The sequence below is a fragment of the Cupriavidus sp. GW821-FHT02F09 genome (genome assembly GCF_059421605.1).
Window position 1 is genome coordinate 88,357 of the sequence record NZ_JBWKVH010000007.1, and the last position, 26,034, is coordinate 114,390.

The 26,034-nt window shown below is 65.8% G+C and carries 26 protein-coding genes; 5 read left to right on the forward strand and 21 right to left on the reverse strand.

Going from position 1 to position 26,034, the window contains the following annotated elements:
- Positions 1-3: 3 nt before the first annotated feature.
- Genes AC07XB_RS10720 through ndk form a run of 4 tightly spaced genes read right to left on the reverse strand, consistent with a single transcriptional unit; the run spans position 4 to position 3,410 of the window.
- Entirely contained in the window at positions 4-1,008 is a 1,005-nt protein-coding gene (locus AC07XB_RS10720) for a RodZ domain-containing protein (protein ID WP_492372431.1), read from the reverse strand.
- On the reverse strand, positions 1,001-1,780 hold the full coding sequence (gene pilW / locus AC07XB_RS10725) for a type IV pilus biogenesis/stability protein PilW (RefSeq protein ID WP_492372432.1): 780 nt from the start codon (positions 1,778-1,780) through the stop codon (positions 1,001-1,003). Before pilW ends, AC07XB_RS10720 begins: the two co-directional genes overlap by 8 nt.
- The gene (gene rlmN / locus AC07XB_RS10730; protein ID WP_006157748.1) at positions 1,777-2,931 is read right to left on the reverse strand and encodes a dual-specificity RNA methyltransferase RlmN; all 1,155 of its coding nucleotides are present in this window, start codon (positions 2,929-2,931) and stop codon (positions 1,777-1,779) included. Before rlmN ends, pilW begins: the two co-directional genes overlap by 4 nt.
- Before the next feature lie 53 nt (positions 2,932-2,984).
- On the reverse strand, positions 2,985-3,410 hold the full coding sequence (ndk, locus tag AC07XB_RS10735) for a nucleoside-diphosphate kinase (RefSeq protein ID WP_492372433.1): 426 nt from the start codon (positions 3,408-3,410) through the stop codon (positions 2,985-2,987).
- 339 nt (positions 3,411-3,749) lie between these two features.
- On the opposite strand from ndk, the gene AC07XB_RS10740 reads away from it, so the two are divergent.
- The gene (locus tag AC07XB_RS10740; RefSeq protein WP_006157746.1) at positions 3,750-4,451 is read left to right on the forward strand and encodes a Bax inhibitor-1/YccA family protein; all 702 of its coding nucleotides are present in this window, start codon (positions 3,750-3,752) and stop codon (positions 4,449-4,451) included.
- A gap of 104 nt (positions 4,452-4,555) precedes the next feature.
- Here AC07XB_RS10740 and rlmD read toward each other — a convergent pair whose 3' ends face one another.
- Entirely contained in the window at positions 4,556-5,890 is a 1,335-nt protein-coding gene (gene rlmD / locus AC07XB_RS10745) for a 23S rRNA (uracil(1939)-C(5))-methyltransferase RlmD (protein WP_492372452.1), read from the reverse strand.
- 299 nt (positions 5,891-6,189) lie between these two features.
- Between rlmD and AC07XB_RS10750 the strand changes: the two genes are divergently transcribed.
- Positions 6,190-7,059, forward strand: a complete 870-nt coding sequence (locus AC07XB_RS10750; protein ID WP_492832522.1) for an endonuclease/exonuclease/phosphatase family protein — start codon at positions 6,190-6,192, stop codon at positions 7,057-7,059.
- Positions 7,060-7,080: 21 nt separating this feature from the next.
- On the opposite strand, the gene AC07XB_RS10755 is transcribed toward AC07XB_RS10750, so the two are convergent.
- From AC07XB_RS10755 to surE, 5 genes are read right to left on the reverse strand one after another with little or no spacing between them, the layout of a single operon-like run.
- Positions 7,081-7,929, reverse strand: a complete 849-nt coding sequence (locus tag AC07XB_RS10755; RefSeq protein ID WP_174423309.1) for a 3'-5' exonuclease — start codon at positions 7,927-7,929, stop codon at positions 7,081-7,083.
- A complete protein-coding gene (rpoS, locus tag AC07XB_RS10760) occupies positions 7,926-9,104 on the reverse strand; it encodes an RNA polymerase sigma factor RpoS (protein WP_492372435.1) in 1,179 nt (392 codons plus the stop codon). The genes AC07XB_RS10755 and rpoS overlap by 4 nt, the downstream gene beginning before the upstream one ends.
- Before the next feature lie 6 nt (positions 9,105-9,110).
- Positions 9,111-9,965 (reverse strand): peptidoglycan DD-metalloendopeptidase family protein, encoded by an 855-nt coding sequence (locus tag AC07XB_RS10765; protein ID WP_492372436.1) that lies wholly within the window; start codon positions 9,963-9,965, stop codon positions 9,111-9,113.
- Positions 9,966-9,973: 8 nt separating this feature from the next.
- Positions 9,974-10,870: a protein-L-isoaspartate(D-aspartate) O-methyltransferase gene (locus AC07XB_RS10770; RefSeq protein ID WP_043347478.1), complete on the reverse strand. Its 897-nt coding sequence runs from the start codon at positions 10,868-10,870 to the stop codon at positions 9,974-9,976.
- Between the two features lie 28 nt (positions 10,871-10,898).
- A complete protein-coding gene (surE, locus tag AC07XB_RS10775) occupies positions 10,899-11,651 on the reverse strand; it encodes a 5'/3'-nucleotidase SurE (RefSeq protein ID WP_492372437.1) in 753 nt (250 codons plus the stop codon).
- Positions 11,652-11,884: 233 nt separating this feature from the next.
- Here surE and AC07XB_RS10780 point away from each other — a divergent pair, with 233 nt between their 5' ends.
- The gene (locus tag AC07XB_RS10780) at positions 11,885-12,859 is read left to right on the forward strand and encodes an NADPH:quinone oxidoreductase family protein (RefSeq protein ID WP_150993125.1); all 975 of its coding nucleotides are present in this window, start codon (positions 11,885-11,887) and stop codon (positions 12,857-12,859) included.
- Positions 12,860-12,967: 108 nt separating this feature from the next.
- Here the strand turns inward: AC07XB_RS10780 and AC07XB_RS10785 are convergent, their stop codons facing one another.
- A complete protein-coding gene (locus AC07XB_RS10785) occupies positions 12,968-14,026 on the reverse strand; it encodes a porin (protein ID WP_492832965.1) in 1,059 nt (352 codons plus the stop codon).
- Positions 14,027-14,288: 262 nt separating this feature from the next.
- Here AC07XB_RS10785 and AC07XB_RS10790 point away from each other — a divergent pair, with 262 nt between their 5' ends.
- On the forward strand, positions 14,289-14,987 hold the full coding sequence (locus tag AC07XB_RS10790) for a response regulator (protein WP_492809167.1): 699 nt from the start codon (positions 14,289-14,291) through the stop codon (positions 14,985-14,987).
- Positions 14,984-16,423: a sensor histidine kinase gene (locus AC07XB_RS10795; RefSeq protein WP_492372440.1), complete on the forward strand. Its 1,440-nt coding sequence runs from the start codon at positions 14,984-14,986 to the stop codon at positions 16,421-16,423. The genes AC07XB_RS10790 and AC07XB_RS10795 overlap by 4 nt, the downstream gene beginning before the upstream one ends.
- A gap of 112 nt (positions 16,424-16,535) precedes the next feature.
- On the opposite strand, the gene AC07XB_RS10800 is transcribed toward AC07XB_RS10795, so the two are convergent.
- The 10 genes from AC07XB_RS10800 to AC07XB_RS10845 all read right to left on the reverse strand — a co-directional run bounded on the left by AC07XB_RS10800 (position 16,536) and on the right by AC07XB_RS10845 (position 26,031).
- Entirely contained in the window at positions 16,536-17,240 is a 705-nt protein-coding gene (locus tag AC07XB_RS10800; RefSeq protein ID WP_492372441.1) for a hypothetical protein, read from the reverse strand.
- A gap of 208 nt (positions 17,241-17,448) precedes the next feature.
- Positions 17,449-18,240, reverse strand: coding sequence for an ABC transporter permease (locus AC07XB_RS10805; RefSeq protein ID WP_492372442.1), 792 nt, complete (start codon positions 18,238-18,240; stop codon positions 17,449-17,451).
- Between the two features lie 63 nt (positions 18,241-18,303).
- A complete protein-coding gene (locus tag AC07XB_RS10810) occupies positions 18,304-19,116 on the reverse strand; it encodes an ABC transporter ATP-binding protein (protein WP_492372443.1) in 813 nt (270 codons plus the stop codon).
- 198 nt (positions 19,117-19,314) lie between these two features.
- Positions 19,315-20,361, reverse strand: coding sequence for an ABC transporter substrate-binding protein (locus AC07XB_RS10815; RefSeq protein ID WP_150993111.1), 1,047 nt, complete (start codon positions 20,359-20,361; stop codon positions 19,315-19,317).
- Positions 20,362-20,593: 232 nt separating this feature from the next.
- The gene (locus AC07XB_RS10820; RefSeq protein WP_492832968.1) at positions 20,594-21,631 is read right to left on the reverse strand and encodes a Bug family tripartite tricarboxylate transporter substrate binding protein; all 1,038 of its coding nucleotides are present in this window, start codon (positions 21,629-21,631) and stop codon (positions 20,594-20,596) included.
- Between the two features lie 146 nt (positions 21,632-21,777).
- Positions 21,778-22,746 carry a hydroxymethylglutaryl-CoA lyase gene (locus tag AC07XB_RS10825; protein WP_492372444.1) on the reverse strand — a complete coding sequence of 323 codons (969 nt, stop codon included), beginning with the start codon at positions 22,744-22,746 and terminating at the stop codon, positions 21,778-21,780.
- The gene (locus tag AC07XB_RS10830; protein WP_492809164.1) at positions 22,743-23,939 is read right to left on the reverse strand and encodes a CaiB/BaiF CoA transferase family protein; all 1,197 of its coding nucleotides are present in this window, start codon (positions 23,937-23,939) and stop codon (positions 22,743-22,745) included. Before AC07XB_RS10830 ends, AC07XB_RS10825 begins: the two co-directional genes overlap by 4 nt.
- A gap of 205 nt (positions 23,940-24,144) precedes the next feature.
- Positions 24,145-25,050, reverse strand: a complete 906-nt coding sequence (locus AC07XB_RS10835) for a LysR family transcriptional regulator (protein ID WP_492372446.1) — start codon at positions 25,048-25,050, stop codon at positions 24,145-24,147.
- A 52-nt stretch (positions 25,051-25,102) separates the two neighbouring features.
- Entirely contained in the window at positions 25,103-25,717 is a 615-nt protein-coding gene (gene recR / locus AC07XB_RS10840) for a recombination mediator RecR (protein ID WP_492372447.1), read from the reverse strand.
- On the reverse strand, positions 25,714-26,031 hold the full coding sequence (locus tag AC07XB_RS10845) for an antibiotic biosynthesis monooxygenase family protein (RefSeq protein WP_174423318.1): 318 nt from the start codon (positions 26,029-26,031) through the stop codon (positions 25,714-25,716). The genes recR and AC07XB_RS10845 overlap by 4 nt, the downstream gene beginning before the upstream one ends.
- Positions 26,032-26,034 lie beyond the last annotated feature (3 nt).

A 26,034-nucleotide genomic window follows, 5' to 3' on the forward strand; every position in this document is an offset into this window, starting at 1 on the left:
TGTTCAGGGCAGCGTCAAGCGCGCCACGTTATTGCGGTTGGCCGCCTGCAGGTCGACCGGCGTGCCGTTGCGCGTCAGCGACTCGACGCCCTTGACGTTGCCGATCACGATTTTGTACGGTGGCGTACCGCCGCCGCTGAGATCCTGGCCCGCACGCGCAGTACCGCCGAGCACAACCTTGCCGCTGCGGTCGCGGATCTCGTACCAGGTATCCGATGCGAAACGGATGCGCAGCTCGGCAGCACCGTCTGCCGCTGCGGGGGCAGGCACTGCCGCTGAAGCAGCTACCGCAGAGACGGCGGCCACGGCGGCCGGAGACGGCGCTGCCGAAGGTGCGGGTGCTGCCGAAAGCGCTGGCGCCACCGCCACCGGGCCGCTGGCGGGCAGTGACTCGGACGGCGCGGGGGCATCGGACGCGGCCATCACCGGCGGCAGTGCGGCCGTGACGGTACCGGGCTCGCTGCCTTGCACCGTGGCTTGCGCCGCCGGGGCCGCCGTGAGGGTTTCCTTGCGCGCCTCGATCCATTGCTTGAAGTGGTCCAGCCCGAACAGCACCCCGCCACCGATCACGGCGACCACCAGGGCCAGCCAGATCCACCGGCCGCCGGAGCCGCCGGAGCCAAAGCGGTTACGGTCGTCGAAGCTCTCGTTCAGGCCACCTTCGCGGCGCATGCCGATTTCCACCACCGGCACAGCCTGCGCGTGGAAACGCGCCAGCAAGGCGTCGATGTCGATCTGGAGCATGCGCGCGTAGGCGCGCATCACACCCTTGGCAAAGGTCACGTCGGGCAGCGCCGCGACGTCGCCCTGCTCGATGGCGGCCAGCTTGTGCGAGGCGACCTTCAGCCGCGCACTGACATCCTCCAGCGAGAAACGCTGGTCCTTGCGCGCTTGCGCCAGGCGTTCGCCAATCTCGCGCGCCACCGCCTCGCGCCCGGCATCCGCAGGGGTCCCCCCCGCATGACCCGTCGCTGCAGTCTGGCCTTCGGCGCGCTCGTGCTCACTCATCCCATGCTCCTTGTTCGTATGCGGTCAACTCACGCGAATCGGGGAAACGGCTGCGCAACTGTGCCACCAGGGCATTCTGCGCCGCTACATCACCCTGACGGCGGGCAATGCGCGCACCCAGCCAGAGGGATTGCGCGCTGACGAAATTGCTGCTGTTGATGCGGCCGACATACTGCTGGGCACGCTGGTAGTCCCCGCGCTGGTAATACAGCAGCGCCAGATTGTTGTTGGCTACCGGGTTGTTGCGATCGTAGCGCAAGGCGCCAAACAAGCTCTTCTCGGCTGCCTCGCTGCTGCCATTGCGTAGCTGGCAGGCGCCGAGGCTGGTCAGTGCCTTGCCAGGCCCGCTTGCCGAGGGCGCGTTGACCGCGCGCTCCAGGTAAGGCACGGCCTCGGCATAGCGTCCGTTCACGCACAAGAACCAGCCGTAGTTGTTCAGCACGTCGCCGTCATCGGCACGCATGGCCAGCGCGCTACGGAAGCTCTCTTCCGCCAGCACGCGCTCGTTCATGTTCATGTAGACCAACGCGCGGATATGGTACGCGTCGACCAGCGTCGGGTCGATGGCAATGGCCTGCTTGGCCTCGTCCAGCGCGACGGTGTACTGCCCTGCCTCAAGGTAGCTGGTAGCCAACTGGAGACGGATGGTGGCACGCCGGCTCAGCTCGGTCTGGTCGGATGCGGTCTGCAACTCGGGCTTGACCGGCGGCGGCAACTGGCACGCGGACAGCAGCACCAGCCCCATCAGCGCCGCAACTATCAGACGGGTCATGCAGGCCGGGCCTCTTGCGGCTGGCCGGCCGCGGGCGCCGCCACAATCGGCGTGATCTTGCCGAACTTGCCACGCTGGGCCAGGCGGGTACGGTCCTTGACCTCGCCCGCGAGCTGGCCGCAAGCGGCATCGATATCGTCGCCGCGCGTCTTGCGGATGGTGGTGACGATGCCGGCGTCCATCAGGACCTGGGCGAAGCGGCGGATCTGCTCGTTGTTTGAGCGCTTGAGGCCCGACTCCGGGAAGGGGTTGAACGGGATCAGGTTGAACTTGCAGGGCACATCGGCCACAAGCTTCAGCAGTTCCCGGGCATGCTCGACGCCGTCATTGACGCCATCCAGCATGCAGTATTCGAAAGTGATGAAATCGCGCGGGGCGAATTCCAGGTAGCGGCGGCAAGCCGCCATCAGCTCGGCCAGCGGGTACTTCTTGTTGAGCGGCACCAGCATGTCGCGCAGCGGATCATTGGACGCGTGCAGCGATACCGCCAGCGCCACGGGCAAATCCTTGGCCAGCCGGTCCATCATCGGCACCACGCCGGAGGTGGACAGCGTCACGCGCCGGCGCGACAGCCCGTAGGCATGGTCGTCCAGCATCAGGCGCATGGCGGGCACAACCTGGTCATAGTTGAGCAGCGGCTCGCCCATGCCCATCATCACCACGTTGGAGATGACGCGGTCGTCCTTGGCGCCACGGCCCAGTTGGGCACGCATGGCAAACTCGGCCATCCACAGCTGGCCGATGATCTCGCCAGTAGACAGGTTGCGCGAGAAGCCTTGCTTGCCGGTCGAGCAGAACCGGCAATTGACGGCGCACCCCGCCTGCGAAGACACGCACAGCGTGCCGCGCGTCTCCTCAGGGATGTACACCGTCTCCACCGCATCGCCGGCGCCAACGTCCAGCAGCCACTTGCGCGTGCCGTCGGCCGACAGGTTGTCGGTGATGACGGCAGGCGAGCGGATCTCGGCGCGCGTGGCGAGCTTTTCGCGCAGCGACTTGGCGAGATCGGACATGGCATCGAAACGGCTGGCGCCGAACTGGTGAATCCAGCGCTGCAACTGCCGCGCACGAAACGGCTTCTCGCCGAGCTCTCCGCAATAGGCGGTAAGCGCGTCCGCATCCAGATCGAGCAGGTTGACGAGAGTGTTCATGACGGCAGTATCAACTTCTAAGGCAGTCTAGTCTTGTGGAATAGACCAGACAATCAGCGGCTGTAAACGTTCATGCCGGGGAAGAAGAAAGCGATCTCGACGGCAGCGGTTTCTGCTGCGTCCGAGCCGTGAACGGCGTTGGCGTCGATGCTGTCAGCGAAGTCAGCGCGGATCGTGCCGGCTTCAGCCTTCTTCGGGTCGGTTGCGCCCATCAGGTCGCGATGCTTGGTGATGGCGTTTTCGCCTTCCAGGGCCTGGATGATGACCGGGCCGGAAACCATGAAGTCCACCAGGTCCTTGAAGAACGGGCGCGCAGCGTGCACTGCGTAGAATTGCTCGGCTTCACCGCGCGACAGGTGAACCATCTTGGCAGCCACGATCTTCAGGCCTGCGGCCTCGAAACGAGCGTAAATCTGGCCGATGACATTCTTTGCCACGGCATCCGGCTTGATAATCGACAGGGTGCGTTCGATCGCCATAAAAACTCCAAAAAATGAAGGGGTTACAAGTCAAGTAAACGTGCAATTCTAGCACGAGACGGTTATGGTTTCGAGAAGGCCCATGGCCGCAGGTTCCCGGGAGCCAACCAAGGCACGGCACACACCATAAAGTTACCAAGAATGCACTTTTAATGACGTGCCACGCGCAGGGAACGCGAGAGGCCAGTTGCGATCAAATCACCACTGGCAGCGCGGATTTTGCGAAAATGTGGCTGATACGTTCCCTCAACCCTTGCAATTCCATTACTGCGATGCCACATTGGCGTTGTGCCCGCCTGGGTTACCCCGGCGCCTCACCGTTTTGAGACAGGAGTCACCATGGATAACAAGCTGAACACATACAGTTTCGGCAGCGGCACCGCGACGAGCGACGTCGTGGTGCGCAATCGGGTCATGCGCAACACCTACTGGTTGCTTGCCATTTCGATGATCCCCACCGTCATCGGTGCGTGGATCGGCGTCACCACGGGCTTCAGCCTGATGAAAGGCAGCCCCGGCCTGTCGATGATCCTGTTCCTGGGCATCGCGTTCGGCTTCTTCTATGCCATCGAGAAGACCAAGAACAGCAGCATGGGCGTGGTCCTGCTGCTGGCCTTCACCTTTTTCATGGGGCTGATGCTGTCGCGCCTGATCGGGTCGGTGCTGCAGTTCTCCAATGGTCCTGCACTGATCATGTATGCCTTTGGCGGCACAGCGGCGGTGTTCGGCGCCATGGCCACCATCGCGACTGTCAGCAAGCGCGATTTCTCCGGGCTGAGCAAATTCCTGTTCGTCGGCGTGATCCTGCTGATCCTGGCCAGCGTCGCCAACATCTGGCTGCAACTGCCGTCGCTGATGATCACGGTTTCGGTGATCGCCATCGGCATCTTCTCCGCCTACATCCTCTTTGACGTGCAGCGCGTGCTGAACGGTGGCGAGACCAACTACATCACGGCAACGCTGGCGATCTACCTGGACGTGTACAACGTCTTCGCCAACCTGCTGGCGCTGCTGGGCATTTTCGGCGGCAACCGCGACTAAGGCGGCGGCCCGGCCGCCCTGCCCCGGACTAAAAAGGCCAGCGCATCCGCGCTGGCCTTTTTCTTTGCCGCGGCCGCAAGGCCGCGCCCGCCTTCCTCAGCCGCTCAGGCGCGGTCGAACACCGCAATCGATTCCACGTGCGAGGTGTGCGGGAACATGTTGACCACGCCAGCACCGGAAAGCCGGTAGCCGGCCTCGTGCACCAGCAGGCCGGCGTCGCGCGCCAGCGTGGCCGGGTTGCACGAGACGTAGACGATGCGCTTGGGCAGCACGTCGCTGCCAGCCTGGGCCAGTTCACCCAGTGCCTTGCTGACCGCCAGCGCACCTTCGCGCGGCGGGTCGATCAGCCAGCGGTCGAAACGGCCCAGTGCGGCGATGTCTTCCGCACCCACCTCGAAGAGGTTCCTGCAGGCAAACTCGGTTTTGTGGTCCAACCCGTTGATGACCGCATTGGCCAGTGCCCGGGTGGTCAGGACCTCGCTGCCTTCGATGCCCATCACCGAGCGGCCGCGCGTGGCCAGCGGCAGCGTGAAATTGCCAATGCCGCAGAACAGGTCGAGCAGCCGGTCATCCGGCTGGGCATCCAGCAAGCGCAGCGCCCGGCCAATCAGCGCGCGGTTGATCTGGTGGTTGACCTGGGTAAAGTCGGTCGGCTTGAACGGCATGCGGATACTGAATTCCGGCAGCGTGTAGGCCAGTTCGCGGTCCAGCGGGTAGAACGGCACCACGGTGTCCGGGCCCTTGGGCTGAAGCCAGAACTGCACGCCGTGCTGGTCGGCGAAGGCGCGCAGCAGTGCCTCGTCGGCCTCGGTCAGCGGCATCAGGATGCGCAGCACCAGCACCGTCACATCCTGCCCCACTGCCAGCTCGACCTGCGGCAGGCGGTCTCGGATCGACAAACCCGTGATCAGTTCCCGCAGCGGCACCAGCAGGTCCGATACGTGCGGCGGCAGAACTTTGCAGCTCGCCATATCGGCCACATAGCTGCTCTTGCGCTCATGGAAGCCGACCAGCGCCACGCCTTTCTTTGCCACGTAGCGCACCGTCAGGCGCGCCCGGTAGCGGTAGCCCCAGTCCGGGCCGGCGATCGGGCGGAACACCACGTCCGGGCGCAGCTTCGACAAGTGCCAGAGATCGTCTTCCAGCACGCGTTGCTTGATGGCCACCTGCGCGCGTGCGTCCAGGTGCTGCATCGAACAACCGCCGCAAACGCCAAAATACTCGCAGCCCGGCTTCACGCGCATCGACGAGGCCTTCTTGATCATGCCCAGGTTGGCCTGCTCGAAGCTGGCCTTGCGCTTGAAGCTGCTGTAGCTGACGGTTTCGCCCGGCAGCGCGCCCTCGACAAAAATCACCTTGCCCGGGCTGCCATCCTCATTGACCAGCCGGCCAACGCCGCGCGCCTCCATGTCGAGGCTGTGGATCTGCACGACGGGCAGTTGCACGGGCGCAGGCTTGACCGGTGCGGGTACGGCCGGGGAGGCGAAGGCGCCACCTTCTGGCGCAGAATGGGCTTGCGTAAGAGTCACGGCTTGAGACACCTGGGGAACCTGACGTATTGTTTTGTGAAAGCGCGATTGTAGTCCAGACGCACAGCCGGGCGGCCCTGCGGCAAGCCCGGCGGCATGAAGACCGGGACAAGCGCGCGAGATAGGCGCAACATGGGTGCAGCACGCGCGAGGCACTCCCGGCACAGAACACCGGCACCGCGCGCCGTGGCAACCGAGCAGGGGGCGACATGGAACTGATTTCCTGGAACATCCAGTGGGGTCGTGGCGCCGACGGGCGCGTCGACCTGGCCCGCACCGTCAGGACGCTGCACGCGATCGCCGACGCCGATGTAATCTGCCTGCAGGAGGTGACGCGCGGCTATTCCGACCTCGCAGGCGAGCCTGGGCCCGACCAGGTGGCCGAGCTGGTAGCGCTGCTGCCCGGCTACCGGATCCTCTACGCGCCTGCGGTGGACCGTTTCACCGCGAACGGCGCGCCACGCCAGTTCGGCAACCTCATCGCCACCCGCCTGCCCTTGCTCGAAGTGTTTCGCCATGCCCTGCCCTGGCCCACCGATCCAACCGTCCCGTCGATGCCGCGCGTGGCGCTGGAAGCGACGGTAATGGCGGGAGAGCGTCGCCTGCGCGTAATCTGCACCCACCTGGAGTATTACTCGACACATCAGCGCGCGGCCCAGACCGACGCGCTGCGCGCCTGGCACCGCGAGGCCTGCGAGCACGCCAGCCAACCCGGCCTGCGCGAGACTGGGCCCGGCCCGTTCACGCCCGAAGCGCGGCCCGCTTCCGCCGTGCTGTGCGGCGATTTCAACGGCGCGCCGGACGATATCGCTTACCTGCGCATGTTGGCGCCATACGACGGTTGCCACGAAACCGGCATCATCGGCTGGCACGACGCCTGGACGCATACCCACCCCGGCAAGCCCCATGCGCCAACTTGCGCCCTGTATGACAAGGAGCAATGGCCGCAGGCGCCGTTTGCCTGTGACTTCGCATTCCTGACAGAGGACCTGCTGTCGCGTGTGCTGTGCTGCGAGGTGGATGGCGAAACACGGGCATCCGACCACCAGCCGATCTACCTGTCGCTGGCGGACGAATAGGGGCCTGTAACGGAGCGGCGCTTAGATTTCCGGTTCTTCGTCGTCATCGCCGCCGGCATATACCGGCTTGATGCGGAAAGACTGGAGGTACTGGATCCACTGCGAACCCGGCAACTCGGCGAGCGACTCCTGCACGAATTCGATTTCGGTATCGAACTGCTTCGGCGTCAGGCCGCCGCGCATCAACTGGAAACGGCAGTACACCAGGTAGGTATTGACGACATCGGTTTCGCAGTAATCGCGGATCGCGGGCAACTGGCCGTCCTGGTAGGCCTGCCAGACCTTGCTGCCGTCCATGCCCATCTTGCCGGGAAACCCGCACAGCTTGGCGAGATCGTCCAGCGGTGCGCTAGCGCGCGGCTGGTACATCGCCAGCAAGTCCATCAGGTCCAGGTGCCGCATGTGGTAACGACTGATGTAGTTGTTCCACTTGAATTCGCGGCTGTCGGACTCGCTGCCTTCGCCCATTTCCCAGTAGCGCGGCGCCACGATGCCATGCACCAGCCCGCGGTAATGCAGCACGGGCAGGTCGAAGCCGCCACCGTTCCACGACACCATCTGGGGCGAGTAGCGCGCCACCAGGTCATAGAACTTCTGGATCAGCACCGCCTCGCCGTCTTCCAGCGTGCCAAGCGAGCCCACATGGAAAACCGGTGTGCCGTCGCGCTGATTACGGCGCAGCACGCAGGAAATGGCCGCGATGCGCTGCAGGTAGTGTGGCAGGAAATCGGTGCCGTTTTTCTCGCGGCGGGCCGCGAAAGCATGTTCGGCGACCTCGGCATCGGTCATGGAATCGGGATGGTCGTGCAGACGACGCAAACCATCGACATCGGGAATCGTCTCGATGTCGAATACCAGCACAGGTGTCATAGAACAGCGTCCTTGCGCACGCCTTGCGAAGCAAAATGGCGTTTGAGCTTGACCAGCGCCTCTTGCTGGATCTGGCGCACACGCTCGCGCGTCAGCCCCATTTCCTCGGCAAGTTCTTCCAGTGTGGCCGGCTCGATGTGATTAAGCCCGAAGCGGCGCTCGACAACATAGCGGTGCTTTTCGGACAAACGCGCCAACCATTGTTTCATCAGGTTTTCCAGCTCGCGGTGGGCGACTTCCTGGTCGGGCGCGGCGTTGTGCTCGTCCGAGAGGAAATCAAGCAGGCTGGATCCGGGATCGAGATCGAATGGCGTGTCGAGCGAGGTGGTGTGCTCGTTGAGCGCGAGCACGTCTTGTATTTCGTCAGGGGTCTTGCCCAGCAGGTGGGCAATATCTTCCAGGCTGGCATCGCGGCCGTCGGTGCCGCCCTTCTCCAGATGACGCTTGGCGCGCAGCACCTGGTTGAGTTCGCGGATGACGTGGACCGGCAGGCGTACGGTGCGCGCCTGGTTCATGATGGCGCGCTCGATGCTCTGGCGGATCCACCATGTGGCGTAGGTCGAGAAACGGAATCCGCGGGAGGGGTCGAATTTCTCGATGGCGTGCATCAGGCCGAGATTACCTTCCTCGATCAGGTCCAGCAGCGGCACGCCGCGATTGAGGTAGCCCTTGGCGATGCTGACCACCAGCCGCAGGTTGCGCTCGATCATGACCTGCCGCGCCGAGAAATCGCCGCCCTTGGCCAGGGTAGAAAAATGCAGCTCCTCCGGCGCAGACAGCAGCGGCTTGATGCTGATGCGATTCAGGTAATGCTGGACGGTGTCGGCTGCCAGTTCGGTGTGCAGCACGGTGCGGAAGTCGTCATGATCGGGCGCAGCCGGCTCGGCTGCGGCCTCGCCTTCTTCTTCGTCCTCGGACTCTTCTTCGTCCTCGTCGCGGGCCTGGCGCTCGACTTCCTCGACCATCAGGTCGGCCTCGCGCAGGCCTACCGCCGTACCCGTGGTGATGGGCTCATCGGTAAGCGGCACCAAGTCGGCGGCCGGGTCCTGGCCGTAGGACTCGGAATCTGCATCGGCATCGGCTTGCGCCACGCCAGTGGACTGCTGCAACTCCGGCTGCTTGGGACGCCGAGCGCGGCTGGTGCTTCCGGTGGAGACAGTTTTCTGGCGTGGCATGAACCCTCACTGTGGCGGCAAATACCGCATCGGATCGACTGGTTTCCCGTTCTTGCGTACCTCGAAATGCAGCTTCACACGATCGGTGTCACTGTTGCCCATCTCTGCAATCTTTTGTCCCTTGCGGACCGTTGCCTGCTCCGTCACCAGCACCTTGTCGTTGTGGCCGTACGCAGTGAGATATGTATCGTTGTGTTTGATGATGACAAGATTCCCGTAGCCGCGCAAGGGGCCAACGTGAATCACGCGGCCATCGTCGGCTGCTTGCACCGGATCGCCCTTTTTGCCGGCAATATCAATGCCCTTGTTGCCTTTTTCGTCGAAACGCCCGATCAGTTGGCCGGTGACCGGCCATGCCAGCTTGACCGAGCCATCGGCGGCTGGCGCGGAGCCCGCCGCCACGGGCGCGGAAGCCCCGCCAGCAGTGGCTGTCGACGGAACCGGCGTGGGCACAGGACGCGCCTGGTCGATCGGCTGGCCCTGCACGCCGCCTGGCGCCACCGGCATGGTGGCGACGCCGGTGCCCGCGTTGACGTCGGCGCCAGGAGGCGCCACGCGCAACAATTGACCCACTTCGATCTGGTTGGCATTGGCCAGCGAATTCCAGGCCGCGACATCGCGATAGGACTGGCCGTTCTCGAGCGCGATTCGATAAAGCGTATCGCCTCGCTTGACGCGATAGTACCCAGGCGGCGCGGGCTCCAGCGGGACGACACCGGCGACGCCGGCTCCGGAGGTGCGGTCCACCACGGGCGCCGGCATGGGCGAGGAGGCGCAGGCGGCCAGCAAGGCCAGCAGCAGGGAGGCGGTAGCGAGCTGCCCGGCGCGGGCGAAACGTTCCGTGTTCACGATATTGTGCATAGTTCGACTCAGATAGTGCCCGATTTTAATGGCACAAAGAAAACGGCTTCAAGCGCGGTCCGGTGAAATCGATGCCGGTTACGCCGCTCGATCAACAATAATTGCTGTGTGACGGTCTGCCCTGGGCCGCCGGCGGAGGGAGGTACCGCCACGGGCGCGATCAGCCGCCCGCCAATGGCAAGCTGCTCCAGCAACGCCTGAGGCACCTCCATGCCGGCCGCCGCCAGGATAATCGACGAAAACGGCGCCGCCTGGGGTAAACCCAGCATGCCATCGCCATAATGCAGGCGCAGGTTTGGCACCCGCAGCGGCCGCAAGTTCGCCTTGGCTTGTTCGTGCAGCGGACGAATCCGCTCGATAGAGAACACTTCGCGCGCCACCAGGCTCAGCACGGCCGCCTGATAGCCGCAGCCGGTGCCGATTTCCAGCACGCGCTCCAGCGGCTCATCCGCGCCGAGGCCATCGCGCAACAACTCGATCATGCGAGCCACCACCGACGGCTTGGAGATGGTCTGCTGGTGGCCGATCGGCAACGCCGCATCTTCATACGCTTGCGACGACAGGCCGGGCTCGACAAACAGGTGGCGCGGGATGGTGGCAATCGCGTCGAGCACGCGGTCGTCGCGGATGCCGGCCGCGCGCAGCCGCGCCGCCAGCGCGCCACGCGCGCGTTCCGAGGCCATGCCGCCGCCGCCCGCCGTGGCGGCACTGGCGCGCGCCTGCACGGCGCTCGCTGCCGGGGTGGGCGCAGCGGGCGCCTTGGCCGCGCGCGATTTGGCAGCCATCGCCGCGCCGCGCGCGCCGCCCACGGCAGGCATGCCAGCGGTACGCGCCGGCGCGGGCTTGCGCTCGACCACCGCGTCCAGCGACAGGGGAAATTTTGGGCGACGCGGGACGGAACTCATGACGGCCGGCTACTGCGCGGGCAAGGGCTTATGCCAGCCACTGGTTGACCTGCTCGAGCTGCCCGCGGTGAGTCAGGTCCAGCTGCAAAGGGGTCAGCGACACGAAGCCTTCGCCCGTGGCATGGAAATCCGTGCCCTCGCTCGCATCGCGCGCGTCGCCGGCGGGCCCGATCCAATAGTTGGTATCGCCGCGCGGGTTGACCTGCTTGATCACCGGCTGGGACGGATGGCGCTTGCCGAGCCGGGTGGCACGGTAGCCGTTGATGTGTTCGAACGGCAGGCTGGGAATATTGACGTTGAGCAGGAACGGCTCGGCCGAGGGCCTGGCGATATAGCGCTCGACAATGTCGCGTGCCACGCGCGCGGCGGCGTCAAGATGGGTCCAGCCCTTGTCCACCTGCGAAAAAGCGATCGAGGGAATGCCAAGCAGGAAGCCCTCGATAGCGGCGGCGACGGTGCCGGAATACAGCACGTCCTCGCCCATGTTCTGGCCCTGGTTGATGCCGGACACCACCAGGTCGGGTTTCTCGTCGAGCAAGCCGGTCAGCGCGATATGCACGCAATCGGTCGGCGTGCCGTTGACGAAGCGGAACCCTTTCTGCACGCCCTCCCGGGCTTCATAGATGGACAGTGGCCGCTGCAAGGTCAGCGAGTTGGATGCACCGCTGTGGTTTTGCTCAGGTGCAATCACCGTGATGCGCGCCAGCGGCGCCAGCGCGGCATGTAGCGCGGCTAGCCCCGGCGCCAGGTAACCGTCATCGTTTGCGAGGAGGATATGCATGGCCGGGATTGTACCTGACAAGGCTGCTGCAAGCGGCCTGTCCGCACCGCAAATCCTGCTGCAAAACCAGTACCCGGCGGCGGCTCGCCAGCTTGTAACAGAACGACCGTGCTATTTTTGCGCTACACTTGCCCGGGCCTGCCTGGCGCAACTGGCATGGACCACGCGTGCACCGCGCATGCACCCTTTTGCGCCATCTTCTGCCGGGCATCGAACATATCACCGGAGACATGATGAAAGCCGTACTTTGCAAAGCCTGGGGCCCGCCTGATTCGCTGGTGCTCGAAACCCTGCCTGACCTGGTGCCCGGCGCGGGCGAAGTCGTCATCGATGTGAAGGCGGCAGGCGTGAATTTTCCCGACGTCCTCATCATCCAGAACAAATACCAGGCCAAGCCGCAACTGCCCTTTTCGCCCGGCTCGGAACTGGCCGGCGTGGTCAACGCGGTGGGCGAAGGCGTGACGCACGTCAAACCCGGCGACAATGTCATCGCCTACCTGGGCAACGGCGCCTTTGCCTCGCAGGCCAAGGCCCCCGCCGCCGCCGTGGTGCCGATGCCGCCGGGCATCGACTTCGAGACCGCCGCGGCATTCACCCTCACCTACGGCACCTCGCACCACGCGGTGATCGACCGCGGTGAGCTGAAAGCGGGCCAGACCATGCTGGTGCTCGGCGCTGCCGGCGGCGTGGGCCTGGCCGCCATCGAAATCGGCAAGGCCATCGGCGCGCGCGTGATCGCGGCCGCCTCCACCGACGAAAAGCTCGCGGTCTGCAAGGACCATGGCGCCGATGCGCTGATCAACTACAGCACCGAAGACCTGCGCGAACGCGTGAAGGCGCTGACCGATGGCCGCGGCCCCGACGTGATCTATGACCCGGTGGGCGGCATCTACGCCGAGCCGGCGTTCCGCTCGATCGGCTGGCGCGGCCGCTACCTGGTGGTGGGCTTCGCCAATGGCGAAATCCCCAAGCTCCCGCTGAACCTGGCGCTGCTCAAGGGCGCCTCGCTGGTGGGCGTGTTCTGGGGTGACTTTGCGCGGCGCGAGCCCAAGGCCAATCAAGCCAACATGGCGCAGATGCTGGGCTGGATGAAGGAAGGCAAGATCCGCCCGCATATCTCCGCGCGCTATGCGCTGGAGCAGGCGCCGCAAGCCCTGAAAGACATGGAAGCCCGCAAGGTCACCGGCAAGATCGTCATCGTGCCCTGACGTTGCGCGCCTCTGGCGCCGTGCAAGAGCAAAAAAAGCGCCTGGTGCCGTAGCACCAGGCACTTTTTTCTTGCTCGGCGGCGTTTCACGCAGCCATCACTGCGCGCATCAGAAGCGATGCTGCAAGCCGGCGGTCACCCCCACCTGGTTGTTTGCATAGCCGATGAAGTCCTTGGACAAGCTCACATTCTGCCCGTTGCGCGCCTTGGCATAGCCGCCCGACAGGTAAGCCGTGGTGCGCTTGGACAGCGCGTACTGGGCGCGCACCGAGAACAGGATCGGATCGGCATCGCTGCCGCCCTTGATATTCTGCTTGTAGACCGCGCCATACAACGTGAACGCCGGCGTGAAGTCATACGACGCGCCGCCCCAATACATATCGCTGCGATGAGACGCGGCTGCCGTGGTGAAGGTCCGCTTGTAGTTGCGGTAGCCCGCGTAAAGCTTCAGGTCGCCGAAGTCATAGCTGGCGCCAGCGTGGATGCCCTGAATGTAGTCCGTGACATCGGCCGGCGTGGTGCTGGTGCCTGCGCCGTTCTGGCGGTCCCAGGTGGCGGCCGCGGCAAAGCCGCCCGCACTGTAGCCCACGCCGAGATCGTACTTGGACGAGCTCTTGAAGCTGCCGGCCACTTCGCCCAGTGCCACCGTGGCGCCCAGCTTCACGCCACCAAAAGTGCCGTCGTAGCGGATCGCGTTGGACGCGCGCGAGAACAAGCCATCCTTGCGCTCGCCGGTAGCGGTCGCCGAGGTCGCCCACGAATAATTCGGCGCGTAGCCCATCGGGTCGAACGGCAGCATGAAATCATAGGTGGTGGTGAATGTGCGGCCCAGCACCACTTGGCCGTACTTGCTGGACAAGCCAACAATGGCGCGCCGATCGAACAGCGTGCCATCGGAATCCAGCCGGCCTGTATCGATGGCGATGCCGCTCTCCAGCTGGAACAGTGCCTTGAGCCCACCGCCAAGGTCCTCGCTGCCGCGCATGCCCCAGCGCGACGTGTTCTTGCCACCCGAAGTCATCTTGACCACCGAACCATTCGGGCCGGCATGGCTGGCGTATTCGATGCCGGCATCCATGATGCCGTACAGGGTCACGCTGGATTGCGCCGCTGCGCCACCGGCCAGGCTCATGCCGACTGCTGCCAGCGCGATCGATTTCAGCTTCATGCTGTCTCCTCTTGTGATTTGTGACTTGCGATTGTTGTGGTGATGTCCGGGCAGGCCCCCGGGATGGCACGCATGGTATGGCAGGCGCACTTTCAGTTCGCTTTCGAAATTCGACGGATTTCATCGCCGCGCCGGCGTTCGGGGTTGGGAGTTTCCCTAGCTTCAAAGTCGGGCCGGATACCTGTATTTCTCAGCGCGGCCCGCCTTCGCGGCCCTCCCCCGCTTTTACCGATTTCACCCGGGCGCCCTGCCCGCCAAGAGAATGCGAATCCTGCTCGTTGAAGACAATGTGATGCTGGCGAATGCCCTGGTCGAGGCGCTCAGCCAGGCGGGCTTCGCCGTGGACTGCATGCACGATGGCCGCGCGGCAGATCACCTGCTCTCGACTCAGGACTACGCGCTGGTCATCCTCGACCTGGGCTTGCCCAAGCTCGATGGCCTGGAGGTGCTGCGGCGCCTGCGGCAACGGCGCAATGCCATGCCCGTGCTGATCCTGACCGCGCACGGCTCAGTCGAGGACCGTGTGAAGGGGCTCAATCTTGGTGCGGACGACTACCTGTCCAAGCCGTTCGACCTGTCGGAGCTGGAGGCGCGCGCGCGCGCGCTGATACGCCGCAGCTTTGGTCACGAGAGCACGCAACTGCAATGCGGCCCGCTGTGCTATGACGGCATCAGCCGAGCCTTCGTGCTGGGCGGCGAGCCCCTGGCGCTGACCCGGCGAGAGCGCGCCGTGCTCGAGGTGCTGATGCTGCGCGACGGACGCGCCGTCAACAAGGAAGCCATGTCGGAGAAGATTTTCGGCATCGACGAATCGGTCAACCCGGACGCCATCGAAATCTACGTGCACCGCCTGCGCAAGAAGCTCGAAGGCAGCGGCGTGGCCATCGTGACCCTGCGCGGGCTGGGCTACCTGCTCGATGCCTGCGCACAAGCGAACATGGCCACGCCGGCTGCCCGATGAGAGTCCCGAGCCTGCGCCTGCAACTGTCACTCTGGCTGCTGCTGCCGTTGCTGGCCCTGCTGGCAATGGACGCATGGATGACCTATCACCGTGCGATGGACGCCGCCCACGTGGCGTTCGACCGCACGCTGGAAGCCTCGCTCAAATCGATGCGCGAAGGCATCCGCCTGCATGAGGGCCGCTTCGCCATCGACGTGCCTTACCTGGCGCTGGAGATCTTCGAGTCCGAGGCCGGCAGCCGGATCTACTACGTGATTCGCGACGAGCACGGCGCCACGCTGACCGGCTACGACGACCTGCCGATGCCGGCCACGCCAAAGCAGCCGCTCTACAAGACCGTCTTCTACGACGCCGTTTTCCGCGGCGAGCCGGTGCGCATGGCGGCGCAGCCGCTGCCGGTGCGCGACATGCCGTCGGGGCAAGCGCGGCTGGTCTGGGTGCTGGTCGGCGAGACCATCGAGCCGCGCCAGTCGCTGGCGCACGAGATCCTGGCCGGCTCGCTGCAACAGGAAATGGTACTGGTCACGCTGGCGCTGGGCATCGTGTGGTTCGGCGTGCGGCGCGGCCTGCGGCCGCTGCACCGGCTCAGCGCCACGGTGGCCGAACGTGGCGCCGACGACCTGGCGCCGCTGGAGCAAAAAGACCTGCCCGCAGAAATGAAGCCCCTGGTCGAGGCGATCAACCAGTACGTCGCGCGCCTGCACCGCATGTTGCTGGCGCGCAAGCGCTTCTTTGCCGATGCCGCCCACCAGTTGAAGACCCCGCTGGCCATCATGCAGGCGCAGTCAGAACTGGCGCTGCGCGAGCGCGATGGCGAACGCATCCTTCGCCATCTGCGGCCGCTGCACGATACCGTGCGCCACGCCGCCAAGGGCGTGCAGCAACTGCTTTCGCTATCGCGCCTGGAACCGGACAGTGGCTACGCGCCGGCGTTGCTGCCCTTGCGCCTCGATACGCTGGCCAGGGACGTCGCCCTCGAATGGGCACCGGTGTCGCGGGCCGGCCAGGTCGACCTGGGCTTCGAAGCCGATGCGCCGGTGCAAGTCTTGGGGCAAGCGGAACTGCTGCAGGAGTTGGCCGGCAACCTCGTGGACAACGCGATCCGCTATGCCGGCCCCGGCGCGCAGGTGACGGTCCGCGTGGCGGGTCCGGAGAACCAGCCGTTGTTGCAAGTGGTGGATAACGGCCCGGGCGTTGCTGCCGACGAGCGCGACAAGGTATTCCAGCGCTTCTATCGCGGCGAATCCACCCCGGGGCAGGATGGCAGCGGCCTGGGCCTGCCGATCGTGCGCCAGATCGCGCGCGCCCATGGCGCCACGGTGGCGCTTGAGGAAACCCCGGGCGGCGGCCTGACCGTCAGCGTGCGCTTCGCGGTGACCGCGGTGGCAGGCGCCGGGGCCGGGCTCGCGTCGCGCCAAAGCTGGCGGGACCACTAAGCGGCGGTTTCAAAATGAAGCGAAGCGGTTCTGGCTAGGCGGGCGGCCGCAGACAGTCAAGTGGATCGGCCAAAGCCGTGCAACGACGCCAGCATCCTTTTGGAAATGGCCTCTAAGGCGGGCAATTGGACGGCAGCGCCAGCTCCTGCCGAAACGGATCGACCTTCAGGCTTGGATCCTTCATGCGCAAGCAGTAAGTCCCTGCAGCGCCGCGCACGCGCGCGGTACGACTCGTGCCCACCTGCGACTCGACAAGGGCTTCGCCCTGCGCGGCCCCTGCCATGCCCGCGGCAAGCCGCTGCGCAGGCGAGGCCACCGCGTCAGAGGCGGCGCGCTCGAAGACGGCCTCGCCCCGCTGACGACTGCGGGCGATATTGTCCCGCGCAACGCCAGTGGCAGATGCCGGATCTGCGGAGCGCATTGGTGCCAGCGGCAGCATGGGCACGCTGGCCGCGCTCGAACTGTTGAAAGGTACGCCCGCCCCGGGCGGCAAAGCCATCGTTGCGACTGGCTCCCGGCCGGGCTGCCCTGCGCACGCGCGCTCAGGCCGAGGCGCAGGCAAGGTCTGCGGCTTGGGAGAGGATGCAACGGGCTTGACGGTAGCGGCCGGCGTTGGCAACCCGGTGAACGGCAACACTGCCACCCACTGCATGGCCCGCGGGTCCCGCTCGCCCGGCCAAGGCAACGAGAGCGAGGCCTGCCGTGCCGGCCAGGGCACCGGACCCAGCACGAGCCCATGCGCCACCAGCACCAGCGCCACCACGATCGGCCACTGGCGGCGGCGCATGGCGTTCGCGCCGCGGTCAGCATTGGGCATCACGCTGGCTTAGCACCAGCTGACACGGACGATGCGTGAGGAAACAGGAGGATGCATAGCGACTCCGGTGACGGTGAGCAAGTCGTGATTCTATGCGGAAATGATTGTTTTACAAACAATTTTTATTGTAAAACAATAAATTAAAGCCAACTTCCACCACGTCCCGGCTCACTCTCGCTATCGCCCGGGCGCCAGCCCCACGGCTGGCTTACAGCCGCTCGGTCTCTCCGCTCTTGGGCTGCCACTTCATCAGCCGCTTCTCCACGCTGCCGACCAGCGTATCCAGCATCAGCGCCGCCGCGGTCAGCACCACGATGCCCGCAAACACGGTGTTGATGTCGAAGGTGCCCTCGGCCTGCAGGATCAGGTAGCCAACGCCGCGCGCCGAGCCCAGGTACTCGCCCACCACCGCGCCCACGAAGGCCAGGCCAACTGACGTATGCAACGAGGAAAATACCCAGCTGGTCGCGCTCGGCAGGTAGACATGGCGCAGCAGCTGCTTGCGGTTCGCGCCCAGCATGCGCACATTGGACAGCACCACGGGGCTGACTTCCTTGACGCCCTGGTAGACGTTGAAGAACACGATGAAGAACACCAGCGTCACCGCCAGCGCCACCTTTGACCAGATGCCCAGGCCAAACCAGACGGCGAAGATCGGCGCCAGGATCACGCGCGGCATCGAGTTCATCGCCTTGATATAGGGATCGAGGATGGCCGAGGTGAGCGGGCTGAGCGCCAGCCACAGGCCAACGCCGAGGCCCGCGGCCGTGCCGATGCCGAAGGCCAGCAGCGTTTCGATCAGGGTCACGCCGAGGTGGACGTAGATGTCGCGCTCGACGACGAACCAGTTCCAGATGCGCTGGGCCACCATCAGCGGCTCACCGAAGAAGAAGGCAACCTGCTGCGAGCGCGTGGCGGCATGCCAGGCGCCGAGGATCACAACGAGGACGAGCAACTGCCAGAATCGCAGCATGCCCTTGGAGTCGGGACGGAAAGCCATGGGAATCGAAACTCGAATTGAAATCAGACCGGATTGAATGGGAACGAAGCGCGCCGGGCCATCTCAGGCCACCTTGCGCTGCTGCGCATAGCCCTTGAGGACTTCCTCGCGCAGCACGTCCCAGATGGCCGCGTGCAGCTCGATGAAGCGAGGATGGTTGCGGATCTCGGCCACGTCGCGCGGGCGCGGCAGGTCGATGGCGAACTCGCCGATCGGGTGCGTGCCGGGACCTGCCGACAGCACCACCACGCGATCGCTCATGGCGATGGCCTCGTCAAGATCGTGGGTGATGAACAGCACTGCCTTGCGCTTGGCCGCCCACAAATCCAGCACCTCGTTTTCCATCAGCTGGCGGGTCTGGATGTCGAGCGCGGAGAACGGCTCGTCCATCAGGATGATGTCCGGATCCAGTATCAGCGTCTGGGCCAGGCTCACGCGCTTGCGCATGCCGCCGGAGAGCTGGTGCGGATAGCGGTCGCCAAACCCGCCCAGGCCGACGCGGCGCAGCCAGGCCTCGCCCTCCTGCTGCGCTTCGGCACGCGCCATGCCGCGGAACTCAAGCCCGGCAATGACGTTGTCGAGCGCGCTGCGCCACGGCATCAGGGCTTCGGCCTGGAACATGTAGCCAGCGCGGGTGTTGATGCCGCGCAGCGGCTCGCCGAACACCCGTACCTCGCCGATCGAGGGCTGCAGCAAGCCGGCCCCCACATTCAGCAAGGTGGACTTGCCGCAGCCGGTCGGCCCCACCACGGAGACGAACTCGCCGGGCTGGATGTCCAGGGTGGTCTCCTTGACGGCGGTATAGCGCTGGCTGCGATCGTCGCGGGAGACGAAGGTGCAGGTGACGTTGTCGAGGGAAAGTGCGGGAGTGCTCATGGCAGGCTCTTGGCGGATACGGTGCTGAATGACGCAACGGGTGCGATCGATGCAGGCACCGCGGCTCCGCGCGATAGTAATGACGTGGAAAGCAGGTTCAGGACGGCGCACCGGACGCCATGGATGACATCGGCAAGCGCCAATGCAAAGGCCCGCTGCACGCAGCGGGCCGCCGGCACCCAGGGCGCAGGCGATGCCTTACTTGTACTTGGCGTTCGCCTTCTGCACGAAGGTGTTGGTGAAGGTGTTTTCCAGCTTGATGGTCTTGCCCTTCAGGTCCGGGTCGAACTGTTGCAGCGTGTTGAGCGCGGTCTTGGGACCGTCGGCCGGCATGGTGCCGTCCGGCGAGATGGCTTCCTTGACCTTTTCCCAGGCGGACAGGTACAGCGCGCGGTCGCCCAGCAGGTAGCTTTCCGGCACGGTCTTGACGATGTCCGACGGGCCAGCCTTCTGCAGCCACTTGAGCGCGCGCACCATGGCGTTGGTCATGGCCTGCGTGGTGTTCGGGTTCTGCTGGATAAAGGCGGTGGACGCGTACAGGCAACCCGACGGCATATTGCCGCCGAAGACAGCCTGGGTGTCCTTGAGCGTGCGGGTGTCAGAGGCGATGTGCACTTCATTCTTCTGGGTCAGCATCGACACCACCGGATCGAGGTTGGCCATCGCGTCGATCTGGCCGGAGCGCATGGCCGCCACCGCGCCAGCGCTGGCGCCGACACCGATGAAGGAGACGTCCGATGCCTTCAGGCCCGCCTTTGCCAGCACGAAGTTGGCCATCATGTTGGTGGAGGATCCCGGCGCGGTCACGCCGATCTTCTTGCCCTTGAGGTCGGCCACCGACTTGAAGTTGGGCATGGTCTTGTTGGAGACCACCAGCACGATCTGCGGGGCGCGGCCCTGCAGCACGAATTCCTGGTACTGCTGGCCCTTGGCCTGCAGGTTGATAGTGTGCTCGTAGGCGCCGGAAACCACATCGGCGCTGCCGCCCACCACGGCCTGCAGCGCCTTGGCACCGCCGGCGAAGTCGACGATCTCGACGTCGAGCCCTTCATCCTTGAAGTAGCCGAGGCGCTCGGCAATGGTCAGCGGCAGGTAGTAGAACAGGTTCTTGCCGCCCACGGCGATGGTGACCTTGGTCTTCTCGGGCTTGCCCTGTGCCTGGGCGTAGCCGCCAAAGGTGAACCAGCCCGCAAGGAACAGCGCCAGCGCGAGCAGCGCCTGCTTCCAGAATTTCTTGTTATACATTTCTCTCTCCTACCTGATTACCCGTCAACTGCAGCTCTCGCGCTGATGCATGCCGCTTGTGCTACGGCTTGCGTCGTGCCGCGTAGCGGCAAGTTGCGATGCTAGCCGATGCCGCAAAGGGCCGCATCGGGATCAACACCTATGCCACGCCGGCATCCGCACCAGCGTGTGGGCATCGAAGATACAGGGTGCGCCTTTCGGCCGGCTTACTACCGGCCCCAGGGCACAGGCATCATTCCGCGTGGATATCGGCCGCCTTGATGACCTTGGCCCAGCGGACCAGCTCGTTGCGCTGATAGGTCGCGAGTTGCTGCGGGCCCATGAACTTCGCCTCGGCGCCGAGCTCTTCCGCCTTCTTACGGAAGGCCTCGGTCTGCATGATGCGCTCGATCTCGCCGGCGAGCTTGTCGATAATCGGCTTGGGTGTGCCGGCCGGCGCGTACATGGCGAACCAGGACGACACATCGAGATCGGGGTAGCCGGCTTCCGGCGCGGAGGGCACATCCTTCAGGCTGGGCAGGCGCTGCTTGCTGGTGACCACCAGCGCTCGCAGCTTGCCGCCCGCGATATGCCCCATCAGGGGCGGCGGCGTGGTGATGGTGAGATCCACCGAGCCGCCCAGCAGGTCGGTCATGGCCGGGCCGGTGCCTTTGTACGGGACATGGGTGATCTGGATGCCGGCCATCTGGTTCAGCAGCTCGGTGGAAACATGCTGCAGGGAGCCGTTGCCCGACGAGGCGTAGTTGAGCTTGTTGGGGTTGGCCTTGGCATAGGCCACCAGCTCCTTGAGCGTCTTCACCGGCAAACTCGGGCGCACCACCAGTACTTGCGGGGCCGAGAGGATGTTGGCGACCGGGGAGAAATCCTTCACAGGGTCCCACGCGTTCTTCATCAGCAGCGGCGAGATGACCTGGTAGCCCGAGTACTGCACCATCAGGGTGTAGCCATCCGGCTTGGCGCGCGCCACCGTCTGCGCGGCAATGCCGCCCGAGCCACCGGGGCGGTTGTCCACGACCACCGGCTGGCCCAGGGCCTTGGACAGGGGCTCGGAGATCATGCGCGCGGCCAGGTCGGTCGTGCCGCCGGCAGCGGCGGACACCACCAGCGTGACCGGGCGCGTCGGGTAGGCGCCGTCCTGCGCCCATGCGGCCGTGCCGGCCAGGCCGGCGGCAGCCAGCGCCACGGCGGCGGCGAGCGTCTTGCGGCGCGCGCCGGATGCGCACAGGGAAGATTGGGGACGTGCGATGGCAGATGCCGGATTGCGAGGCATGAAGTGTCTCCTGCTTGGTGCTTGTTGATCTTGGTTTTCTGTTCAGCGCCCGCCGGCCCTCGCCGTGCGGTGCGCACCCGTCCTTCGGGATTCTTGCGGCGGGCCCGCTGTCAGCCCTAGCATCAGCCCTGGTGTCAGCCCTAGCATCAGCCCTGCCCGGCGAAATGCTCGGCCAGCCAGGCCGGCGGCTGGTGCGTGCGCAGGCGCGTGCCCGCGCGCAGCAACTGGCTGGCGGTGTCACGCTGGACCAGCGCGGGCAAGCCAGCCACCACGTCGAGCAGGCGCGCCAGGTCCACGCCGGTGTCCACGCCCATGGCATCGAACATATGCACCAGCTCTTCGGTGCTGACGTTGCCGCTGGCGCCGGGCGCAAAGGGGCAACCACCGAGACCGCCGGCAGCGGCGTCGAAGCGGGTCACGCCCGTCTGCCAGGCGGCCAGCGCGTTGGCCAGGCCCATCCCGCGGGTGTTATGCAGGTGAATGGTGAGGCCCGCCTGCGGCAGGCTTCGCTGGAAACGCTCGCACAGCGCGGCCACCTGCGTGGGATACGCCATGCCGGTGGTGTCGCACAGCGTGATACCTGCCGCGCCGGCATGGGCGAAGGACTCGGCCAGCGCCATCACGGCATCGGCATCGACCTCGCCCTCGAAGGGGCAGCCGAACACGGTGGACAGCGAAACATTGACCGGCACAACCGCCGCGTTAGCCGCCTCGATCATTGCCAGCAACTGCGCTTGCGACTGGGCGCGCGTCATGCGCAGGTTGGCGCGGTTATGCGTCTCGCTGGCCGACATCACCAGGTTGAGCTCATCGGGCCGGCACGACAACGCGCGCTCCAGGCCGCGCAGGTTCGGCACCAGCGCGGTGTAGCGCACGTCCGCGCCGCGCTGCATGCGGTGCATGACCGCCTCGGCATCGGCCAAAGCGGGGATGGCCTTGGCCGAGGTAAATGACGTGGCTTCGATGCGGGCAAAGCCACAGGCGGACAAGGCGTCGAGGAAGGCGACCTTGGCATCGGTGGGCACCACGGCCGGCTCGATCTGCAGGCCGTCGCGCGGTGCGACTTCGTTGATCTCGATGCGGGCCGGGCCGCGCAGCATGGATGACGCGCTCATGCCACCACCCCGCGTGCGCGCATGTCAGCGATGGTGGCAGCGTCGAAGCCGGCCGCCTCCAGCACGCTGTCGGTGTGTTCGCCCAACGTGGGCGCACGGTCGTGGATGGCGCCCGGGCTGGCCGAAAGCTTGGGCATGATGCCCGGCACTTCGACGGTCAGGCCGCTGGCCGCGGTCACGCTCTCGATCACGCCGCGCGCACGGTAGTGCGGGTCTTCCGAGATGTCCTTGACGGTGTAGATGCGCCCGGATGGCACTTCGGCCTGCTTGAGCACCACCAGCGCGTCTTCCACGCTTTGCGTGCGGGTCCACGCCGTGATGGCGGCATCGATCTCGTCGACGCGTTTCACGCGCCCGTCGTTGCGCGCGAGCGCCGGGTCGTCGCCCAGGTCGGCGCGGCCGATCGCGTGCATCAGGCGCTTGAAAATGGCGTCTCCGTTGGCGGCCACCAGCACGTACTCGCCACTGGCGCAGGGATAGGCGTTGGACGGCGCGATGCCGGGCAAGGCGCCGCCAGCCGGCTGGCGCACGGCACCAAACGCCGAATACTCCGGCAGCAGGCTTTCGCTCAGGTTGAACAGCGACTCGTACAGCGCCACGTCGATCACCTGCCCTTCACCGCCGCGCGCATCGCGTTCGTACAGCGCCAGCAGCACGCCGAGCGCGCCATGCAGCCCGGCAATGGTGTCGCCTAGCGACAGACCGGCGCGCACCGGCGCACGGCCCGGCTCGCCCGTGAGGTAGCGCAGGCCGCCCATGGCCTCGGCCACCGCGGCAAAGCCCGGCTCGTCCTTCTTCGGGCCGGTCTGGCCGTAGCCGGACACGCGCACCATGATCAGGCCGGGGTTTTCCGCGCGCAGCGCTTCATAGCCCAGGCCCCATTTTTCCATGGTGCCCGGGCGGAAGTTCTCGATCAGCACGTCGGCCTCGGCGGCCAGCTTGCGCACCACGGCCTGCCCTTCCGGAATGCGCAGGTCAATGCAGATGGATTGCTTGTTGCGCGATTGCGCTTCCCACCAGACAGAGGTGTCCTCGTAAAGCATGCGCCATTTGCGCAGCGGGTCGCCCTGTCCGGGCGGCTCCACCTTGACCACGTGAGCGCCGAAATCGGCGAGGGTCTTGGCGGCGAAGGGGCCGGCAATCAGTTGCCCGAGTTCGAGGACCCGAATGCCTTCAAGGATCTGTCGCGCCATGGTGGGGGTGTCTCCGTGCGGTGTGGGTTACAGCGGGCGTGTGCCGATGGGAAGCGCCGCGGCTAGTGCGGCCGGTGCGGCTGGCAGCACGCCTTGTTTCGACGCAGTGTGCCCCAGCCGGGCGGCTGGCGGAATCGGCATTCGGAGAAGCGGGCCTTCTCGGAACGCGAAAGCCCCGAACGAGCCACGTTGAAGCCCAAGGGCGTCAGAACGGCGCGCGGTCGCCGCAGAGATGGGTAATGAGCAGCCGCGCCGACACCGTCAGCGCCGCAGGGTCACGCATGCCGATCAGCAGCGTGCGGCGTGCCCACGCATCCTGCAGCCCCACCAGCGACAACCCCATCGACTGCACGTGCGGCTCGGCCGCGATGCGCGGCAGCACGCCCACGCCCAGCCCCGCCATCACCATGCGGCACATGGCGTCGAAGCTGCGCACCTGGATGCGCAGGCGGAAAGGCCGGTCCAGCCGGCTGCTTTCCTCCAGCAGGCGAGCCGCCAGCGAGGTGACCTGCGGCAAACTGACGAAGTCGTATTCCAGCGTGTCCGCATAGCGCACGGGCCCGCGCTCCGACAGCGGATGGCCCGGCGGCGTGACCAGCACCAGTTCGTCCTGCCGGTACTCCACCGTGACCAGGCCCGCGCTGGGCGTGCGGTCGGCAAAGATGCCCACGTCCGCGCGGTTTTCCACCAGCGCGGCCACGATCTCGCTGCTGTTCTGCTCTTCGAGCTCGATGCGGATGGTGGGATGCAGCGCCATGAAGGTCGCCAGGTCGTCGGGCAGGAACTGCGTGATGGCCGAGGTATTGGCGCACACGCGCACCTGGCCACGCACGCCGCTGGCGTAGTCCGACATCACGCCGGCCATGCGCTCCACGTCCTGCAGGATGGTCAGCGCATGGTGGAAGCAGGCCTGCCCGGCCTCGGTCAGCTGCACCCCGGCCGCGTGGCGAAAGAACAGCGGCGCGCCAACGGCGGCCTCCAGGTCGGAAATGCGCTTGCTGGCCGCCGCCACCGCCAAGTGAGACTGGCGCGCGCCGGCGGAAATGCTGCCCTGGCGGGCCACGGCCACGAACAGGCCAAGCGTGACAAGGTCGAAACGGGCGAGATTCATGCGGTTGTGGCCCCGCGCACGGTCCCAGGCATGGCAATACGACCGGGCACGGCTACACCGCGCGCCGGTCCATCACCGCGCGGGCAATGGTGCCGGCATCGACGTATTCGAGTTCGCCGCCCACCGGCACGCCGCGCGCCAGGCGCGACACCTTGAGGCCGCGCGCCTTCAGCATCTCCCCAACATAGTGCGCCGTGGCCTCGCCTTCGCTCGTGAAATTGGTGGCGACGATCACCTCCGTCACCGGGCCGCCCATGGCGGGGTCGGTGGCGCGCGCCAGCAACCGGTCCAGGTGGATTTCGCGCGGGCCGATGCCGTCGAGCGGAGAGAGCCGGCCCATCAGCACAAAATACTGGCCGCGATAGGTCAGCGTCTGCTCGATCATGATCTGGTCGGACGGCGTCTCCACCACGCACAGCAGCGAGGCGTCGCGCCGCTGGTCCAGGCAGGTCGCGCAGATTTCCTGCTCGGTGAAGGTATTGCAGCGCGAGCAATGCTTGATGCCGTCGGCCGCGCCGCGCAAGGCGTCGCCCAGCTTGCGGGCACCTTCGCGGTCGTGCTGCAGCAGGTGGTAAGCCATGCGCTGGGCCGACTTCGGCCCCACGCCCGGCAAGACCCGCAACGCCTCGATCAGCGCCTGCAGCGACGTCGGGGGGGCGCCCTTCATGCCGCCCCCCCGGACGCCGCCATGCTCACCACCGGCAAGTGATGCAGCACGGTGGGAAACGGCTCATAGAAATGATGCAGCAAGGCTTTCCACTGCTGGTACTCGGGCGAGCCGCGGAAACCCTCGGTGTGGTCTTCCAGCGTGCGCCAGCGCACTGTCAGCAGGTACTCCGACGGCTGCTCGATGCCGCGATGCAACTCAAGCCCAAGAAAGCCCGGCATGCCCGCGATGATATGACGCGCCTGCCCGAAGGCCGCTTCAAAGGCGGCTTCCTGGCCGGGGCGCACCGGCAGCACTGCGGATTCGAGAATCATGCG

Coding starts and splice junctions, on each gene's coding strand:
- AC07XB_RS10825 (WP_492372444.1), bottom strand. CDS start 22,746: ATGAGCGCGTCATCCATGCTGCGCGGCCCGGCCCGCATCGAGATCAAC.
- pilW (WP_492372432.1), bottom strand. CDS start 1,780: ATGACCCGTCTGATAGTTGCGGCGCTGATGGGGCTGGTGCTGCTGTCC.
- AC07XB_RS10815 (WP_150993111.1), bottom strand. CDS start 20,361: ATGTATAACAAGAAATTCTGGAAGCAGGCGCTGCTCGCGCTGGCGCTG.
- ndk (WP_492372433.1), bottom strand. CDS start 3,410: ATGGCGATCGAACGCACCCTGTCGATTATCAAGCCGGATGCCGTGGCA.
- AC07XB_RS10820 (WP_492832968.1), bottom strand. CDS start 21,631: ATGCCTCGCAATCCGGCATCTGCCATCGCACGTCCCCAATCTTCCCTG.
- AC07XB_RS10795 (WP_492372440.1), top strand. CDS start 14,984: ATGAGAGTCCCGAGCCTGCGCCTGCAACTGTCACTCTGGCTGCTGCTG.
- AC07XB_RS10810 (WP_492372443.1), bottom strand. CDS start 19,116: ATGAGCACTCCCGCACTTTCCCTCGACAACGTCACCTGCACCTTCGTC.
- AC07XB_RS10785 (WP_492832965.1), bottom strand. CDS start 14,026: ATGAAGCTGAAATCGATCGCGCTGGCAGCAGTCGGCATGAGCCTGGCC.
- AC07XB_RS10845 (WP_174423318.1), bottom strand. CDS start 26,031: ATGATTCTCGAATCCGCAGTGCTGCCGGTGCGCCCCGGCCAGGAAGCC.
- AC07XB_RS10720 (WP_492372431.1), bottom strand. CDS start 1,008: ATGAGTGAGCACGAGCGCGCCGAAGGCCAGACTGCAGCGACGGGTCAT.
- surE (WP_492372437.1), bottom strand. CDS start 11,651: ATGCATATCCTCCTCGCAAACGATGACGGTTACCTGGCGCCGGGGCTA.
- AC07XB_RS10800 (WP_492372441.1), bottom strand. CDS start 17,240: ATGCCCAATGCTGACCGCGGCGCGAACGCCATGCGCCGCCGCCAGTGG.
- rlmN (WP_006157748.1), bottom strand. CDS start 2,931: ATGAACACTCTCGTCAACCTGCTCGATCTGGATGCGGACGCGCTTACC.
- AC07XB_RS10780 (WP_150993125.1), top strand. CDS start 11,885: ATGAAAGCCGTACTTTGCAAAGCCTGGGGCCCGCCTGATTCGCTGGTG.
- AC07XB_RS10770 (WP_043347478.1), bottom strand. CDS start 10,870: ATGAGTTCCGTCCCGCGTCGCCCAAAATTTCCCCTGTCGCTGGACGCG.
- AC07XB_RS10750 (WP_492832522.1), top strand. CDS start 6,190: ATGGAACTGATTTCCTGGAACATCCAGTGGGGTCGTGGCGCCGACGGG.
- AC07XB_RS10740 (WP_006157746.1), top strand. CDS start 3,750: ATGGATAACAAGCTGAACACATACAGTTTCGGCAGCGGCACCGCGACG.
- AC07XB_RS10755 (WP_174423309.1), bottom strand. CDS start 7,929: ATGACACCTGTGCTGGTATTCGACATCGAGACGATTCCCGATGTCGAT.
- recR (WP_492372447.1), bottom strand. CDS start 25,717: ATGAAGGGCGCCCCCCCGACGTCGCTGCAGGCGCTGATCGAGGCGTTG.
- AC07XB_RS10830 (WP_492809164.1), bottom strand. CDS start 23,939: ATGGCGCGACAGATCCTTGAAGGCATTCGGGTCCTCGAACTCGGGCAA.
- AC07XB_RS10835 (WP_492372446.1), bottom strand. CDS start 25,050: ATGAATCTCGCCCGTTTCGACCTTGTCACGCTTGGCCTGTTCGTGGCC.
- AC07XB_RS10805 (WP_492372442.1), bottom strand. CDS start 18,240: ATGGCTTTCCGTCCCGACTCCAAGGGCATGCTGCGATTCTGGCAGTTG.
- AC07XB_RS10790 (WP_492809167.1), top strand. CDS start 14,289: ATGCGAATCCTGCTCGTTGAAGACAATGTGATGCTGGCGAATGCCCTG.
- AC07XB_RS10765 (WP_492372436.1), bottom strand. CDS start 9,965: ATGCACAATATCGTGAACACGGAACGTTTCGCCCGCGCCGGGCAGCTC.
- rpoS (WP_492372435.1), bottom strand. CDS start 9,104: ATGCCACGCCAGAAAACTGTCTCCACCGGAAGCACCAGCCGCGCTCGG.